The 14849-nt window shown below is 52.6% G+C and carries 14 protein-coding genes and 1 CRISPR repeat array; of the genes, 7 read left to right on the top strand and 7 right to left on the bottom strand.

All coding sequences use genetic code 11. The annotated features are described in order from the left end of the window. Window positions 1-271 precede the first annotated feature (271 nt). Entirely contained in the window at window positions 272-991 is a 720-nt protein-coding gene (hutC, locus tag EOJ37_RS04495; protein WP_420820615.1) for a histidine utilization repressor, read from the top strand. An 84-nt stretch (window positions 992-1075) separates the two neighbouring features. Beyond that, window positions 1076-2665 carry an ATP-binding protein gene (locus EOJ37_RS04490; RefSeq protein WP_127958259.1) on the top strand — a complete coding sequence of 530 codons (1590 nt, stop codon included), beginning with the start codon at window positions 1076-1078 and terminating at the stop codon, window positions 2663-2665. A gap of 9 nt (window positions 2666-2674) precedes the next feature. Here the strand turns inward: EOJ37_RS04490 and EOJ37_RS04485 are convergent, their stop codons facing one another. The 3 genes from EOJ37_RS04485 to citX are packed head-to-tail and all read right to left on the bottom strand — an operon-like array spanning window position 2675 to window position 5580. Then, the gene (locus EOJ37_RS04485; RefSeq protein WP_127958256.1) at window positions 2675-4138 is read right to left on the bottom strand and encodes an anion permease; all 1464 of its coding nucleotides are present in this window, start codon (window positions 4136-4138) and stop codon (window positions 2675-2677) included. Further along, window positions 4131-5054, bottom strand: a complete 924-nt coding sequence (gene citG, locus EOJ37_RS04480) for a triphosphoribosyl-dephospho-CoA synthase CitG (protein WP_127958254.1) — start codon at window positions 5052-5054, stop codon at window positions 4131-4133. Before citG ends, EOJ37_RS04485 begins: the two co-directional genes overlap by 8 nt. Continuing rightward, on the bottom strand, window positions 5041-5580 hold the full coding sequence (gene citX, locus EOJ37_RS04475) for a citrate lyase holo-[acyl-carrier protein] synthase (protein WP_127958430.1): 540 nt from the start codon (window positions 5578-5580) through the stop codon (window positions 5041-5043). The genes citG and citX overlap by 14 nt, the downstream gene beginning before the upstream one ends. 37 nt (window positions 5581-5617) lie before the next feature. On the opposite strand from citX, the gene EOJ37_RS14385 reads away from it, so the two are divergent. Beyond that, window positions 5618-5770 carry a hypothetical protein gene (locus tag EOJ37_RS14385; RefSeq protein ID WP_155522477.1) on the top strand — a complete coding sequence of 51 codons (153 nt, stop codon included), beginning with the start codon at window positions 5618-5620 and terminating at the stop codon, window positions 5768-5770. On the opposite strand, the gene citF is transcribed toward EOJ37_RS14385, so the two are convergent. From citF to citC, 4 genes are read right to left on the bottom strand one after another with little or no spacing between them, the layout of a single operon-like run. Further along, window positions 5735-7240 (bottom strand): citrate lyase subunit alpha, encoded by a 1506-nt coding sequence (gene citF / locus EOJ37_RS04470; RefSeq protein WP_127958252.1) that lies wholly within the window; start codon window positions 7238-7240, stop codon window positions 5735-5737. The two genes, EOJ37_RS14385 and citF, sit on opposite strands and share 36 nt — an antisense overlap. Further along, a complete protein-coding gene (locus EOJ37_RS04465; protein WP_162473654.1) occupies window positions 7237-8151 on the bottom strand; it encodes an aldolase/citrate lyase family protein in 915 nt (304 codons plus the stop codon). The genes citF and EOJ37_RS04465 overlap by 4 nt, the downstream gene beginning before the upstream one ends. Then, on the bottom strand, window positions 8141-8449 hold the full coding sequence (gene citD, locus EOJ37_RS04460) for a citrate lyase acyl carrier protein (RefSeq protein WP_127958428.1): 309 nt from the start codon (window positions 8447-8449) through the stop codon (window positions 8141-8143). Before citD ends, EOJ37_RS04465 begins: the two co-directional genes overlap by 11 nt. A gap of 52 nt (window positions 8450-8501) precedes the next feature. Continuing rightward, window positions 8502-9536 (bottom strand): [citrate (pro-3S)-lyase] ligase, encoded by a 1035-nt coding sequence (citC, locus tag EOJ37_RS04455; protein WP_127958248.1) that lies wholly within the window; start codon window positions 9534-9536, stop codon window positions 8502-8504. 455 nt (window positions 9537-9991) lie between these two features. Between citC and dpiA the strand changes: the two genes are divergently transcribed. The 4 genes from dpiA to thiE all read left to right on the top strand — a co-directional run bounded on the left by dpiA (window position 9992) and on the right by thiE (window position 13154). Next, entirely contained in the window at window positions 9992-10678 is a 687-nt protein-coding gene (dpiA, locus tag EOJ37_RS04450; protein ID WP_127958426.1) for a two-component response regulator DpiA, read from the top strand. A 190-nt stretch (window positions 10679-10868) separates the two neighbouring features. After that, a complete protein-coding gene (gene thiD, locus EOJ37_RS04445) occupies window positions 10869-11672 on the top strand; it encodes a bifunctional hydroxymethylpyrimidine kinase/phosphomethylpyrimidine kinase (RefSeq protein WP_127958246.1) in 804 nt (267 codons plus the stop codon). A gap of 28 nt (window positions 11673-11700) precedes the next feature. Next, entirely contained in the window at window positions 11701-12525 is an 825-nt protein-coding gene (gene thiM / locus EOJ37_RS04440) for a hydroxyethylthiazole kinase (RefSeq protein WP_162473653.1), read from the top strand. Further along, window positions 12522-13154: a thiamine phosphate synthase gene (gene thiE / locus EOJ37_RS04435; protein ID WP_127958242.1), complete on the top strand. Its 633-nt coding sequence runs from the start codon at window positions 12522-12524 to the stop codon at window positions 13152-13154. The genes thiM and thiE overlap by 4 nt, the downstream gene beginning before the upstream one ends. Window positions 13155-13216: 62 nt before the next feature. Beyond that, window positions 13217-14085: a CRISPR direct-repeat array (repeat unit 28 nt; unit sequence TTTCTAAGCTGCCTGTGCGGCAGTGAAC). Between the last annotated feature and the right edge of the window lie 764 nt (window positions 14086-14849).

Raw genomic sequence — 14849 nt, 5'->3', positions numbered from 1 at the left:
CTACTATTTAACCTGCAAACTTCTGCCCTCGGCTGTTATGCTACTCTCCTGCCGCAAAAAGCAGTATCAACAGCCAGCGCTCAGGCAAAAAATTAAACAACCGTTAATGAAATAAACACGATCAGCCAGTGTTGATCACCGATGCGATGAACTGATGTTTACTTGTATATACATGCTTGGACATCAACAGTAAACTACTGCTACTCTTTTTTTATTTATCGAGGTGAATATCTTGGTCGACCAACAGCCCCTGCTGCAATTAGCTGCCGCGATGAGCGACACCCCAGCACCTGTTTATCAACGGGTTAAACAAGCCATCATCAGCCAGATCCGCGCTGGGCACTGGCAACCGCACCAGCGAGTTCCCTCCGAAAGTGAACTGGTGAATCAGTTAGGTGTCAGCCGCATGACCATCAACCGCGCACTGCGTGAACTGACCAGCGAAGGTTTTCTGGTACGAATGCAAGGCGTCGGCACCTTTGTCGCGGAAGCGAAAGCCGATACCGCATTACTCGAAGTCCATAACATCGCCGATGAGATCGCCGCACGCGGCCATCGTCACAGCAGCAAAATCCTGCAACTGATCGCACGCCCCGCCAGCAGTGAAGAAGCCGCAGCGTTAAACATTCACCCTGGCCAGCAGGTGTTCTACTCACAAATTGTCCACTACGAGAATGACATTCCGGTACAGGTAGAAGATCGCTGCATCAATCCACTTGCCGCGCCTGACTACATGCAGCAGGATTTCGACCAACTCACACCCTACATCTATCTGACTGAATCGGCACCACTCACCGCCGGTGAGCATATCGTGGAAGCGGTGATCCCGAGCGCAAATGAACGCGAACTGTTACAACTGGCAGAGCATGAGCCGGGGCTACTGATCCACCGCCGTACTTGGTCTGGCAAAACGGTAGTCTCCTCCTCTCGCCTGCTCTATCCTGGCAGCCGTTACCGGCTATTTGGCCGTTTCACTGCGCCGGGTGCCTGAATGCGTCAACCAACTGACTAACCCAAGCTGACTGGCACGTGATAAGGTAAGCCATTACCAGAACCTAGCGATCAATGGCGTGATATGACCATCAAACTCTCTTTTCACATTAAGCTGTTCCTCTGTTTGGTCGCCTTCTCATCACTGCTGTTATCACTGATTGGTGGTTATGCTTACTACCGCTGGGATCAGCAGCTACACCGCGATTTAGGCGCACGCGCTCAAGTACAAGCACGCGCGATCGCGCGGATGCCAACCCTGCTCAGTGCAGTCATCCAGCAAGATAGCGCAGCGATCGCCGCACTGATGCAAAAAATTCGTGCTGTCAGTGATGCCAGTTATATCGTGATTGGTGATCGTCAAACACTGCATCTTTACCACTCCGAACACCCAGAACGCTTAGGCAAACCAATGGTCGGTGGCGACAATAGCGAAGTGCTAGCAGGTAACACCATTATCTCGATCCGTGAAGGGGGATTGGGTGTTTCGCTACGCAGCAAAGCGCCACTGCTGGATAGCAACCAACAGGTGATCGGTATCGTCTCGGTGGGCTACCTGAAATCCTACATTGACAGCATCAACACACGAATACTGATGCAGATCAGCGTATCGATTGTGCTGTTGCTGATCGCACTATTTCTGTTCTCTTGGCTACTGTCGAAAAACCTCAAGCGCCAAATGCTGTCGTTAGAGCCAAAAGAGATTGCCCTGCTGGTGCGCCAACAGAAAGCGCTACTGGAAGCAATCTATGAAGGGGTGATTGCCGTCGATCGCCAGCTACGCATCATCACCCTCAACCACGCCGCGCGTGAACGCCTCGCGTTACGGCAACCACTGCACCAGCTACTCGGGCAGCCGGTCAACAGCGTGATCCAGACACAACCTGACTTCTTTACTGCTGATCAACACCAAGATCTGCATGATGAAGTCTGCCGCTTCAACCATGTACGCGTGATTGCCAGCCGAGTGCGTATTATGCAGGATGATGAACTGCTCGGCTGGGTGATCAGCTTCCGTGATAAAAATGACATCAACACCCTCAGCAGCCAACTCAGCCAAGTCAAGCGCTATGCCGACAGCCTGCGCATTATTCGCCATGAACAGTTGAACTGGACTGCCACCCTGGCCGGCCTACTGCATATGCAACGCTACGATGAAGCGATGCGCTACATCACCGCGCAATCGGAAGGGGTACAAGAGATGCTCGATTTCATCTCACAACGCTTCAACTCCGCGCCTCTGTGTGGGCTGCTACTGGGTAAATATGCCAGTGCGGCCGAAAAAGGCATCACGCTCTGCTTTGATCCAGCCTGCCAGTTGCAGCAACTGCCACGTTCACTGAACGAAACCGAGCTGATGTCAATTATCGGCAATCTGCTGGATAACGCGGTCGAAGCGACACTACGCACCGCGCCGCCCTATGGCGTAGTGGAACTCTACCTCGTCGACAACACACACGAGTTGATTATCGAAGTAGCCGATCACGGCAGCGGCATTGATCCCGCACTGCGTGACACCCTATTTGAACCGGGCATCAGCAGCAAACAGAAAGGTGACCACGGCATTGGGCTACATTTGGTAGCGCGTTATGTTGCGCAAGCCGGTGGTAGCATTGAAGTAACGGATAATGATCCGCACGGTGCAATCTTCTCGCTGTTTATCCCCAATGCCTAACGGCAAGATTCAATACCACAGACTGAGGATCGGCCACCCAATCAACAACAGTGCAGAGATGTAAATTGCCCCCAAGATACCGCCAAGCCGCCAATAATCTTTCGATTTCACATAACCACAACCGTAGATGATCACCCCCGGCCCGGTAGCATACGGTGTCAGCACGCCCATAATGCCGATCGACAGCACCAGCAGGATCGAAAGATGCTCCATCGGCACCCCTGGCAACCCCTTACCGATCGCCAAAATCACTGGCAACATGGTTGCAGTATGGGCGGAAAGGCTGGCAAACAGATAGTGTGCATAGTAAAACACCAGCACGAGCAGCAACACCGTCATTTTGGGTGAAAAACCATCCAGATGCGTGCTCATCATGCTGGCAAACCAATCAATAAATCCAGAGCGGCTGAGGCCACTGGCCATCACCACCAGCGTCGCCAGATTAACCAAGGTATTCCAGGCACTGGAGTACTTGGTGATCTCGCTCCAATTCACCACACGCAGCATCAGCATCAGTGACACGGCCAATAAACAGACCGCAGTAGCATTGACCCACTGGCCAGCAAACACCCACAGCGACAGGCTAAACAGCACCAATCCGATCAGCATATACTCTTGGCGGCTCAGCTTTCCCATCTGTTGCAGCGCATTTTCCGCCCAACTGGCGACCTCATTACTGTGTGTGATGGTCGGCTTATAGAGGTAGTAAGAGAGCAACGGCGCGATCACCAACAACAGCAGGCCGACCGGTAAAAACGCCAGGAACCACTGCATCCAGCTAATCTGCACCCCAGCGATCTTATTGACAAACTCAATCCCCAACACATTAGGGGCTGATCCGGTAATAAACATTGACGAACTGATACTGGTGCCCACCACCATCATCCACATCAGGTAGCCACCGATGCGACGTGATGAAGGATCATTCGGGTAGGAATCAAACAGTGCTGGCAGGTTTTTCACCACCGGAAACACGGTACCGCCGGTGCGTGCGGTATTGGAAGGCGTGAATGGCGCTAACAGAATGTCGATGATCACCACCGCATAACCTAATGTCAGCGTGCGTTTACCCATAAACTTGACCAAAAACAATGCAATGCGCCGTCCTAATCCGGTCGCCTCATAGCCAAGCGCAAAGATAAACGCACCAAACACCAGCCAAACTGTGGTACTGGAAAAACCGGCCAGCCCCCACTTTAACGCCTCTTTGCTCGCCTTAAAGCCGGGATCAGCCAGCTCTTGCGCACCAAACAGCACCCAGTTGGCACCCAGCACACAGGTGCTCATCGCAATAAAACTGATCGCCGTCGCAGGGATTGGCTCCAGGATCATGCCCACCACCATCGCGACGAAAATCGCGAAATAGCGCCAAGCTTGTGGTGGCATCCCCTCTGGCGCGGGGATCAATAAAATCACTAACAGCACCGCAAACGGGGCGAGCGCCTTCCAGATTTTTTCTTTGGTTTCAGACATAAACAGACCTCCTAAACGCATTGTGATCTTTTAAAAACAGCGGCGGTGCCAACTGCGCCAACAGCCAGGTCACGATCAACAGATCGGCACTACCGCCCGGGCTTAGATTGCGACGGATACAAGCCGCATCGAATAGCTGTAGTTGTCTGATACCCTGAGGCGCCACGGCACCGCCCTGTGCCAATAAACGGAGCGCACGCTGTTGTAGCCAATGCAACCCCTGAAGCCCACCGCGTGCTGCCACGTTGGTGTCGTTGTTATGTGCCATTAGCCACAGCAGGCTATCGAGCAGTGCCGCCTGCTCGCCCGCGCCTTCCGCTAGGCGTCGGCAGTAGTGCGGTAATGCACCACCTATCACGCGGTGAAATCCGGACTCTGCCTCGCCGCGCGCACCGCTTAACCCCAAGCGATTGAATAACCGCTCTCCAGCACTCCTACCACGGTTGTTATCGATCAGTTCACGCTTGACCAAGCCCCGGCAGATTTGCGCCACCTGCTGGCAGAGACTCTCCGCGTCGATAGGCTGGCGCAGTTGCTGTAACCGGCCAAAAGCGCTACACAGCAAGCTCAAACTGAAGATGCTGCCTTTATGCGTGTTAATCCCACCCGTCGCCTGAAACATCTGCTGTTCACAAACCACACCCAGTGGACGCAGCCGAGCGAGTTGCTGCTCAACCGGCAACTCCGCATCCTCGATACCCTGGCGGATAAAACGTGGCAACCACGCTGCAATCGTGCGTGCGCTGCGGTAAAAATGCCCTAACTCCATGTCACGGTGTGCGCCACTATTGTTGCGATCAACCAGCCCAGGCTTTGGCGTTAGGTTGACCTCTACCAACAGCGCCTGAAATGCCAAATCAGCAAACTGCTGGCAGGCAAGTGGCAGCGACCGCAGAGCACGATCACGATGCGGCATAGAATATCCTCGCTATTTCGCTAACTAGCTGTTCATTAGAGTGAGTTCGCTGGCGGGCGCACTGTTTGGCCGGTCGATCACAAAGCAGGCAACGGCGTTCAGGCAGCCCAATATCACTGCGCGAGATAATTTGCCCTTCGGGCGTCAGCACATCGATATCCCACAGGCGGCCAACCGCTTGCTGTTGCTCCAATGCCACTGCCGCCCGTTTGATCTGCCAGGCATCTGCCTGTAGTGACAGATAACCCTCGCAACCGGTCGGCAATGCCAACGTCTGTTGTTGATGACAGTGCCAGCCCTGTTGAACCGACATCCGCTGTACTGCCCGCCACCCCCGGTTAAAGATCTGGCGAGTCAATTGGCTGTCTTTCACCGCACCGGGCACAACCAGTGTCAACACCAGCAACGGCGCAGCATAGTGAGCCAGCCACGCCTGTTGTCGCTGCTGCCGGTTGTCACGGCTGGCCAGCAGTTCCGGCAGGGTGACCGCTCGGTTGGCGGCCAACTCACGCACCAGATGCACGATGGCATCACCAGGCAACACATCTGCAGGAAGTGCATTCGTGAGCAATGTGTTACTGGGCAATGTGTTACTGGACAATGCGTTACTGGACAATGTGTTACTGGGCAATGTGTTACTGGACAATGCGTTACTGGGCAATCTGTTACTGGACAATCTGTTACTGGACAAGTTGATGCACCACGTCGATCACTGAACCATCGCGGTAGCGCACCACTGCCACCACATTGTCGCTAAATGCAATCGGCTTCGGCTCACCGGTCAGCAGTAACGCACGCTGACGTAACGCTTCAATGGTGACCACGGTTAAACCCGCCTGCTGCAATCGCTCTGCCAGCTCAGGGCGAGCCGGATTGACAGCAATACCATGATCGGTCACTAGAATATCAATGCTGGAACCGGGCGTGACGCAGGTGGTCACCTGCTCAACCAGCGTCGGAATGCGTCCACGCACCAACGGTGCGACAATAATTGCCAGCCGAGCGGCTGCGGCAGTATCACAATGGCCGCCAGAAGCACCACGGATCACGCCATCAGAGCCGGTCAACACGTTGACATTAAACTCGACATCAATTTCCAGTGCGCTGAGCACCACCACATCGAGACGATCAACCGATGCGCCTTTGGCATTCAAGTTGGCATACTGATTAGCGCTAATCTCGATATGGTTGGGATTACGCGCCAACGAGCTGGCGGCAGCGCGATCAAAACTCTGCACATCGAGTAACTTGTCAATCAGCCCCTTCTCATGCAAATCCACCATAGTCGAAGTGATACCGCCCAGCGCGAAACCGGCACGTACTCCCCTGGCGCGCATTTTGTGTTCCAGAAAACGCGTTACCGCCAGCGAAGCGCCACCAGTACCGGTTTGTAGCGAGAAACCTTCGGTAAAATAGCCTGAGCCAACAATCACCTCGGCAGCTCGCCGGGCAATCAACAGCTCTCGCGGATTGGTGGTCATCCGGGTCGCACCGGCACCAATCTTGTTGGCATCACCCACTCGAGGCAATTGCACAATCAGATCAACCTGATCCTGCGCCAAGCTAGCCGGATGATGTGGATAAGCCACTATCGCTTCGGTCAGCAGCACCACACGCCGTGCCACGGCCGCATCCACCTTGGCATAACCGAGTGAACCGCAGCAGGCTTCTCCGCTATGACCATTAGCATTACCAAACTCATCGCAACTCGGCACACCAAGAAAGGCGACATCAATCTGCAACTCACCGCTGTGAATCAACTGTACCCGCCCGCCATGTGAGTGGATCTGCACCGGCTGTTTCAGCAACCCGTGTGAAATCGCTTCCGCCAGCGGACCACGCAAGCCAGAGGTATAAATACGGCTGACAACACCATTACGAATATGCCCAACCAGTGGCGCGTGGCAGTCAGTTAACGAGCTGGAAGCCAGCGTTAAATTGCGGAACCCCATTGCTGCAATCGCCTCCATCACTTGGTTAAGCGTTAAATCGCCACCACGGAATGCATGGTGAAAGGAGATGGTCATTCCATCCTGTAGTCCGCTACGCCGGATTGCCTCTGATAACGAATCGCAGCACTTGCCATCTCGCGGCTTGCGCGCCTGCTGATTCGCTTTCGAGATCGGCTGATAACGTGCTAACTCGGTGTCTTGCGTCAATGTCATCACGCGTTGTTGACGTTTCATGCTTGCTCCTCGCTAAAGTCGCTCGATTCACGAATGCCAGAAAGGGCTGCACGTTGCAGCAACAGGCGCGCGCGTTCAATCACCGGGCTATCGACCATCTTGCCGTTGAGCGACACCACACCCAGCCCCTCTTTCTCTGCGCTATCGGCGGCATCCACCACCCGCTGTGCAGCAGCAACCTCTTTGCTGCTTGGCGCAAATAAATTGTGCAGTAATTCAATCTGGCGCGGGTTGATCAACGACTTGCCATCAAAGCCCAACTGTTTGATCTGCATTACTTCCTGTAAAAAGCCAGCTTCGTTGTTAGCATCGGAATAGACGGTATCGAACGCCTGTATTCCAGCAGCACGTGCGGCCTGTAGCAGTGAACAGCGGGCAAATAGCAGCTCAATCCCCTCTGGCGAACGTTCGGTACGCAGATCGCGCACATAATCTTCTGCCCCCAGCGCAATGCCGATTAAGCGTGCAGACGACTGCGCTATCGCCACTGCTTGAGTGATACCTTGTGCAGACTCGATCGCCGCCAGCAAGCCAGTGCTACCAAGCGGACGCCCACAAGCCTGTTCAATCGCGGCAATTTCAGCTTCCATCTCAATCACGTCTTGTGCGCTGTCGGTCTTCGGTAACCGCACAATGTCGACACCCGCACGCACCACCGCCTGTAAATCAGCCAGGCCATAGGCCGAATCGAGCGCATTAACCCGCACGATGGTTTCAATCTCCCGATACAACGGGTGCTGTAGCGCGTGATAGACCAGACGCCGTGCGGCATCCTTTTCACGCAAGATCACCGAATCTTCCAGATCGAACATCACCGCATCCGCCTGGTAAATAAACGCGTTGCTCACCATTGCCGCATTGGCACCCGGCACAAATAACATGCTACGGCGCATACGGTTCTTATCTGGCATTCTCACCCGGTACCTCCCACGGTAGTGTGTCGCTATCGCTGGCGCGTATCAGTGCGGTTTCCAAGCGCGCCCGTAACACGCAATCTAACGCCCCTTTATCGTCAATGATCAGTTGCACCGGTGACACCTGGTAGCGCTGCAACAGCTCCAACAGCGTCTGCCTGATCGCCTCACCAAACTGCTTCTCTACACTGCTGGCAATCAGCAGATCATGCTGTGGCCCCTGCGCTGGTGCGATACGAACCATCACATCGCTGGATTCCAACGTACCCGCCACGGCTTCTCGGACTATTTTCATCATTCACCTGGTTGTGCAAAGTTAACTTGATGCGCTGATTATTTGATTAAGGCTACGGTTTGGATCGACGTTGTTGCTGCTGATCTTGCAGATAGTAAAGGGTATCTTCCGGCACCAGTGGCGCAGCAGCATGAAAATCGCCAGCCGCCAATAGCTTGCGCACCCAAGAGGCAGAGATCGCCATCCCCTGATACTGCAAACGCTCAATCTCCACCAACTCAATCGTTGGGCTGCTGAGCGTGCTGCTTTCCAGCCAATAACGCATATCTCGGTTGTACTTTGCCGTTACTTCACAGAACGGTTCGGTACCGACAAAACGGTGGGTGATCGCCAACGCCGGTGCCAAGTATTGGCGAAAAATCTTCAGATCAATCTCGGTATAACACTGGTCAGCAATGCCTTGTTCTTTAATGAAATAACAAGGAAAGGTAGCGCGTGAAATCACATATTGTGACCCTTCATGCACCGTCAGATTGCTGATCTGTTGCGCGCCTTTAAGCACCAATTCCCGTCGATGCTGATAGGGAAAGCGTGAAGTGTTCTCTTTCACCAGAAACAGATGCAGCCAGTCGCAACACTGTGCCGCCTGACGCAACAGATATTGATGTCCACGGGTAAATGGGCTGGCATTCATCACAATACTGCCAATTTTTTTGCCCGGCTGACGTAACGTTGCCAGTTGTGTTGCGTAGCGTTTGAGCCGACACGGGCTATTCTCCATCAGCACCACCACCCCCGGCACGCTGGCAATCGGGTAAAAACCACACTGGCGAAACAGCGGCTCATTCTCTGCCTTGGTGTAGATAAACAACTCCGTATGCTGACGTTCATAAGCCAGATTGACCAGTTCAGTCGCCAGTGAGAGCGCTAGCCCCTCACCACGCATCTGTGGGCTAATGGCGATACATTTAATAATGTTATCCGCAATACCCCCACAGGCGACTAATTGATCATCTTGTGTCACGGTAATAAAAACCTCGACCGTGGTGTCTATATTGAGATCATTGCTGCGCAAGAATGCACTAATCAGCGCGATATTTTTATGGTCAGAACGCTTAACACAATTAAATACGGCATCACTGAACATGACACACTCTCTAAAATAATCCCACTGGTGATGTGGTTAAAAATGACACAAAATAAACATGCGGTAGTAAATTGAAAAATAAAGACACATTAATCACTAGCGAATGTAACCAATAACGACGTCAGCGTTGGAATAAATAGCAATTGGATTATGGTAAACAGAAAAAAAGAGATTATTATTGACCGATCTCACAAATATATTGCAGCTAAAAAGTTGTTTTATGGTTTTTATTTACTTAATTATTTTTATTGTTTTTATTTTCGCCACTGTTTTGCTAAAGTACCGCCAGCAGATATTGTCAATCACGGCAACACGATCAATCGGCAACCGGTTTACACGCGGTTTCGCTTAACGTAACTTGCGATGCCATTGAGAATACCTGATTGAAAATAAACAATAATATTTCCTTACCAATCGGTTACCTGGGTGCAGTGATCCAGTGATGGAGAGTGAAATTGGAATGGCTCAATATTCTGATTGTGGAAGATGAAACCGCACTGGCAGAAATGCATGTCGAGTTTATCAAACAGAACGGCGGTGCTCGCCAGATTTGGCTGGCCAACTCGCTAGCTCTGGCGCGTAGTATGACCGAACGCTTCAAGCCAGACCTGATCCTGCTGGATAACTTTCTGCCAGATGGGCAAGGAATTGATTTTCTACGTGAATTGACATTAGAGGGCTATAGCGGTGGCTTGGTATTCATCACCGCTGCCAGTGATATGGACACCGTAGCAGAAGCGTTGCGCTATGGTGTATTTGATTACCTGATCAAGCCATTAGCTTATGACCGCCTGGCACAAACGCTGTTGCGTTTTAGCCAGCGCCGCCAAGCACTGAAAGGCAAAACGCGCCTCAGCCAGCGCGGCATTGATCAGATGTTTAATGCCTACGCCCGTGGCGGTGAACAACCCACATTACCGAGCGGCATTGATGAATTGACGCTAGTCAAAGTACGCACGCTGTTTAACGAGCCGCAATTACGTTATACCGCAGAACAGGTCGCGCAGCAGATTGGCCTCAGCCGCACCACCGCGCGCCGCTATCTGGAATATCTCTCCGCCAATCAGCAACTCTGTGCGGAAATTATTTATGGCAAAGTGGGCCGACCACAACGCATCTACTGCGCGCCCGAGCGTGATTAATCACTGCGTTACTCGCCTGCTAGCGTGATTGCCCCGCGCGGCTGGTAACGCTTTCTGACAAAGATCTGCAACACATAAAGTGATATCAAATCAACACACAGGTTAAATTAAACCGGCAACAGCAATCGTCAACAAAGCACTTGCTGCCGCTATGCGGCACACTCCTTTTACGTAACGAGAGGTCACTGCCATGCTTTACCGAGGAATCGCCCTGTCTGTAGCCGCCAGCGACAGCGGAGGTGGCGCTGGAATACAGGCCGATTTAAAAACCTTCCAAGCGCTGAAAGTGTTTGGCATGAACGTGGTTGTCGGTTTGACGGCTCAAAATAGTCTCAGCGTCACCGGCATTCATGACACCCCACAACAGATGATCGCGCTGCAATTTGATGCACTGTTCTCAGATTTTGAGATCCCCGCCGCAAAAACCGGCATGTTGCACTGCCCGGACACCATCATCACCGTCGCCGAACATTTCAAAAAGCATCACGTTAAACAAATAGTGGTCGACCCAGTCATGATCGCACAGAGTGGCAGCCAACTGATCTCCGACGGTGCAGTCAACACCCTGTTAAACGAGTTGATCCCGCTAGCCACCTTAGTGACGCCCAACGCACCAGAAGCCGCAACACTGACCGGGCAACGGGTGGAAAGCGTGGCGGAGATGAAACAGGCTGCGCTGGCGATTGCCGCTCATGGCTGCAACGCAGTGTTAATCAAAGGTGGGCATTTAACTCATCAGCAAAAAGTGTGCGACCTACTCTATCTCGATGGAGAATTCACGCTGTTTGAAGACGAGTGGATCAACACCCAGAACACCCATGGCACCGGTTGCACACTCAGCGCAGCGATAACCGCTGAACTCGCTGCCGGGCGCGATCTGAAACAAGCGGTGCATTTTGCACGGCGCTACTTACGGCTAGCACTTCAGCACGCATTCAAACCCGGCCACTCGCATGGCCCACTCGGGCACGCAGTTGACGTGCCGTGGTTATAACCCAAAGAAAACAATAAGGCTGATTATTATGCAACTTCGTCATATTACCGCCGATCACCTGGTTGATGCTTGGCAGCGTGTCAAAACAGAACGACCGTTAATTTTCCATATCAGCAACGACGTCGCCATGCCACTGCAAGCCAATATCTGTCTGGCAGTCGGCGGCTCGCCCATCATGTCGCAATACCCAACAGAGACGGCTGATCTGCTAACGCTATGCCAAGGCTTGCTGATCAATCTGGGCACACCGAACCAGGCGGCACTGCAAGCCGCCGAAATTGGCCTGGCTACAGCCGCCAAACGGCAAGACTGCCTGTCGCTGCTTGATCCGGTCGGCTATGGCGCTTCGCCGTGTCGTATTCAGCACACACAACAACTGCTGCAACAATTCCCACTCTCCATTTTGAAAGGAAACGCCGGTGAGATATCGCTGCTGGCCGGTGAAGGTGGAACCATCAAAGGCGTTGATACCGTTACGGCTGGTGATCTGCGGCAAAGCGTGATCACACTGGCACAACACCACGCCTGTATTGCTTGTGCCACTGGCGAAGTTGACTATCTGAGTGATGGCGAATCTGTGGCGCTGATCTATGGTGGCAGTGCCTGGCTACCGCTGCTTTCTGGCAGTGGCTGTGCCTTGGGCAGCATCATGCTCACATGTGCGGCAGCAACCCGTGATGCACTACTCGGCTCACTGTGTGGCCTGATTGCGATCGGCATTGCTGCTGAACGGGCCGAACAAAAGTGTAGCGGGCCAGGTTCTTTTCAAACTTGCCTGATCGACGCGCTGTATCACCTGTCACCGCAAGACTTTTTGGCAACCGAAACACGCTGGAGTGTGCAATCCGCATGAAAAGCCTGGCTGAAGCATTACTGCTCTACGTGATCCCGGACAGCACCCTCGGTGCGCCGCTATCACTGGAAAAACAAACCGAATTGGCGTTGCAGGGCGGAGCCAGCGCGATCCAGTTACGCGATAAACGGATGGACGGCAAAACGCTGTTTGCCACCGCCACGCGAATGCAAGCCCTTTGTCGCGCTTATGGTGCACTTTTTTTGGTTAACGACCGGCTTGATATTGCCTTGGCCTGTGGCGCGGATGGCGTTCACTTAGGGCAGAGTGACTTACCGATCAATCAAGCGCGAAACCTGGCAAAGCGCCCGTTTATTATTGGTGCCTCCGCCGGGAGTGTTGACGAAGCACAACAAGCCGCCGAAGCCGGTGCTGATTACCTCGGTTTTGGCGCGGTATTCGCTACCGCTTCAAAACAGGATATCGAGGTTATCGGACTGACAACGCTTAACCTGTTAGCCAATGCAACCCAATTACCATCCGTCGCGATTGGCGGCATTAACCATGAAAACCTAGCACAAGTGATGGCACAAGGTGTGAACGGCATCGCGGTGATCTCCGCAGCAATCACCGGCAACGTACCAGAACAAACCGCTCGCCTACTGGCTCAGTTAACGGCAAATGGTTAGCGTGCCTGTGCGGTGGTGAGGGACAAGAGCATACCCACCGCGCAGCATTTTGCTTGCCGACGTTTCTAAGCTGCCTGTGCGGCAGTGAACATCACGGGTATCAACGTCGAGCAGGACAGTGCTTTCTAAGCTGCCTGTGCGGCAGTGAACAGCTCACATCACATGCGAGGTTGATACCTTGCTTTCTAAGCTGCCTGTGCGGCAGTGAACATTGCCGCTGATGAGTTTTGGCTTCATTTTCATTTCTAAGCTGCCTGTGCGGCAGTGAACATCAACGCCCATGACAACCGCATTGCCAAAAATTTCTAAGCTGCCTGTGCGGCAGTGAACATATTATCAGAAATCAAGAAAGCGCTTCACGCTTTCTAAGCTGCCTGTGCGGCAGTGAACTCCAAAAGAACTTTCTGAATTCACCGCTGCAGCTTTCTAAGCTGCCTGTGCGGCAGTGAACGGCTGCAAGCATCAATTGACGCGCACTATAAATTTCTAAGCTGCCTGTGCGGCAGTGAACATTAACTCAAGCACGTAATCACATTAATTTGTTTTCTAAGCTGCCTGTGCGGCAGTGAACGGCACAAGCCTACAGAGTCCCGTATGGATTACTTTCTAAGCTGCCTGTGCGGCAGTGAACGATTCGGAGAAGGCAGCCGAATCATGTTACTGTTTCTAAGCTGCCTGTGCGGCAGTGAACCATGGTTTGGCTTTTGCCGCTGGCAACCAGTTTTTCTAAGCTGCCTGTGCGGCAGTGAACGTTAAAATGGGCTTCGATGGATGCGAAGATGATTTCTAAGCTGCCTGTGCGGCAGTGAACACAAGGGAGAAGCGAAGTGCCGCGCTCACGCGTTTCTAAGCTGCCTGTGCGGCAGTGAACGGATAAAGACGTGGCCGCATTATATATATCCCTTTCTAAGCTGCCTGTGCGGCAGTGAACCGATAGAATAAACCAATAAAAATAAGTTACAACAGCTAGCTAGGATAAAAATCGTCTTTTTACCCTATTAAAAACCACCTGTTGTAACCTTTTGTATTTAAACAACGTTTTTAAAGCGCAAAAATAAAGGGTCAAACCCAAGCAACCGTCGCTGTGTGATTCAAGCCATACCCAGCAAACGTTTCACTCACCGCTGTTTGTTGCATTTGGCCAAAAAGAAAGAAGTTACGCTACCTTTGCCCTGTCGAGCTGCTCAGTCAATCGCGATAACGGATGTCAACACGCTGGCTGCGTATCTTAGCTGTGTATCGCTGTTCAGCTCAGGGCAAGATCACCAACATTTTTCAACCAACAACAGTATTTGACCTGTTCGCGCGTTTACCTGCTTCACCTCATCAAAACAACAGCATTGTCCAGTTCCGCCCGCTGCGACGGGTGCGGTTGGGAGGGGGTTATTGCAAAATAATCAAATGCTTTTAAACAGAGGAGCTTAGCAGCTTCAAAGAGGCCGCTAAGCGATTCATATTAAGGAAGTGAGAGGTGTAGATAGCTATATTTAACAACGGGCGGGAACTGGAACCCTGCCCCCGGCACTTTTCGCTACTTAGGTTGACCAATCAAACCATAAATGGTGGTAAAGCGGTTATCGACTTTGATTAATCGCTCCAACAGCGGGTGGAACCACTCGGGGGCTTCCCAGCGCGAGAAATCCGGCAGATGTTCGCCACCCATTGGTGTGGTAAATAACGGGTGTTCAATCACCG

The sequence above is a fragment of the Serratia microhaemolytica genome (assembly GCF_004011885.1).
In the GTDB taxonomy this organism is placed as follows: Bacteria; Pseudomonadota; Gammaproteobacteria; order Enterobacterales; family Enterobacteriaceae; genus Serratia_G; species Serratia_G microhaemolytica.
The sequence above is the reverse complement of the archived record's forward strand: the minus strand, read 5'-3'. Positions and strand labels throughout refer to the sequence as shown.

Excerpts from the sequence above, each read along its gene's own strand:
- hutC (WP_420820615.1), top strand. The coding sequence starts at position 272 with ATGAGCGACACCCCAGCACCTGTTTATCAACGGGTTAAACAAGCCATC.
- thiE (WP_127958242.1), top strand. The coding sequence starts at position 12,522 with ATGAAAAGCCTGGCTGAAGCATTACTGCTCTACGTGATCCCGGACAGC.
- EOJ37_RS04490 (WP_127958259.1), top strand. The coding sequence starts at position 1,076 with ATGACCATCAAACTCTCTTTTCACATTAAGCTGTTCCTCTGTTTGGTC.
- citG (WP_127958254.1), bottom strand. The coding sequence starts at position 5,054 with ATGCCGCATCGTGATCGTGCTCTGCGGTCGCTGCCACTTGCCTGCCAG.
- EOJ37_RS04485 (WP_127958256.1), bottom strand. The coding sequence starts at position 4,138 with ATGTCTGAAACCAAAGAAAAAATCTGGAAGGCGCTCGCCCCGTTTGCG.
- citD (WP_127958428.1), bottom strand. The coding sequence starts at position 8,449 with ATGAAAATAGTCCGAGAAGCCGTGGCGGGTACGTTGGAATCCAGCGAT.
- EOJ37_RS04465 (WP_162473654.1), bottom strand. The coding sequence starts at position 8,151 with ATGCCAGATAAGAACCGTATGCGCCGTAGCATGTTATTTGTGCCGGGT.
- thiD (WP_127958246.1), top strand. The coding sequence starts at position 10,869 with ATGCTTTACCGAGGAATCGCCCTGTCTGTAGCCGCCAGCGACAGCGGA.
- thiM (WP_162473653.1), top strand. The coding sequence starts at position 11,701 with ATGCAACTTCGTCATATTACCGCCGATCACCTGGTTGATGCTTGGCAG.
- citC (WP_127958248.1), bottom strand. The coding sequence starts at position 9,536 with ATGTTCAGTGATGCCGTATTTAATTGTGTTAAGCGTTCTGACCATAAA.
- citF (WP_127958252.1), bottom strand. The coding sequence starts at position 7,240 with ATGAAACGTCAACAACGCGTGATGACATTGACGCAAGACACCGAGTTA.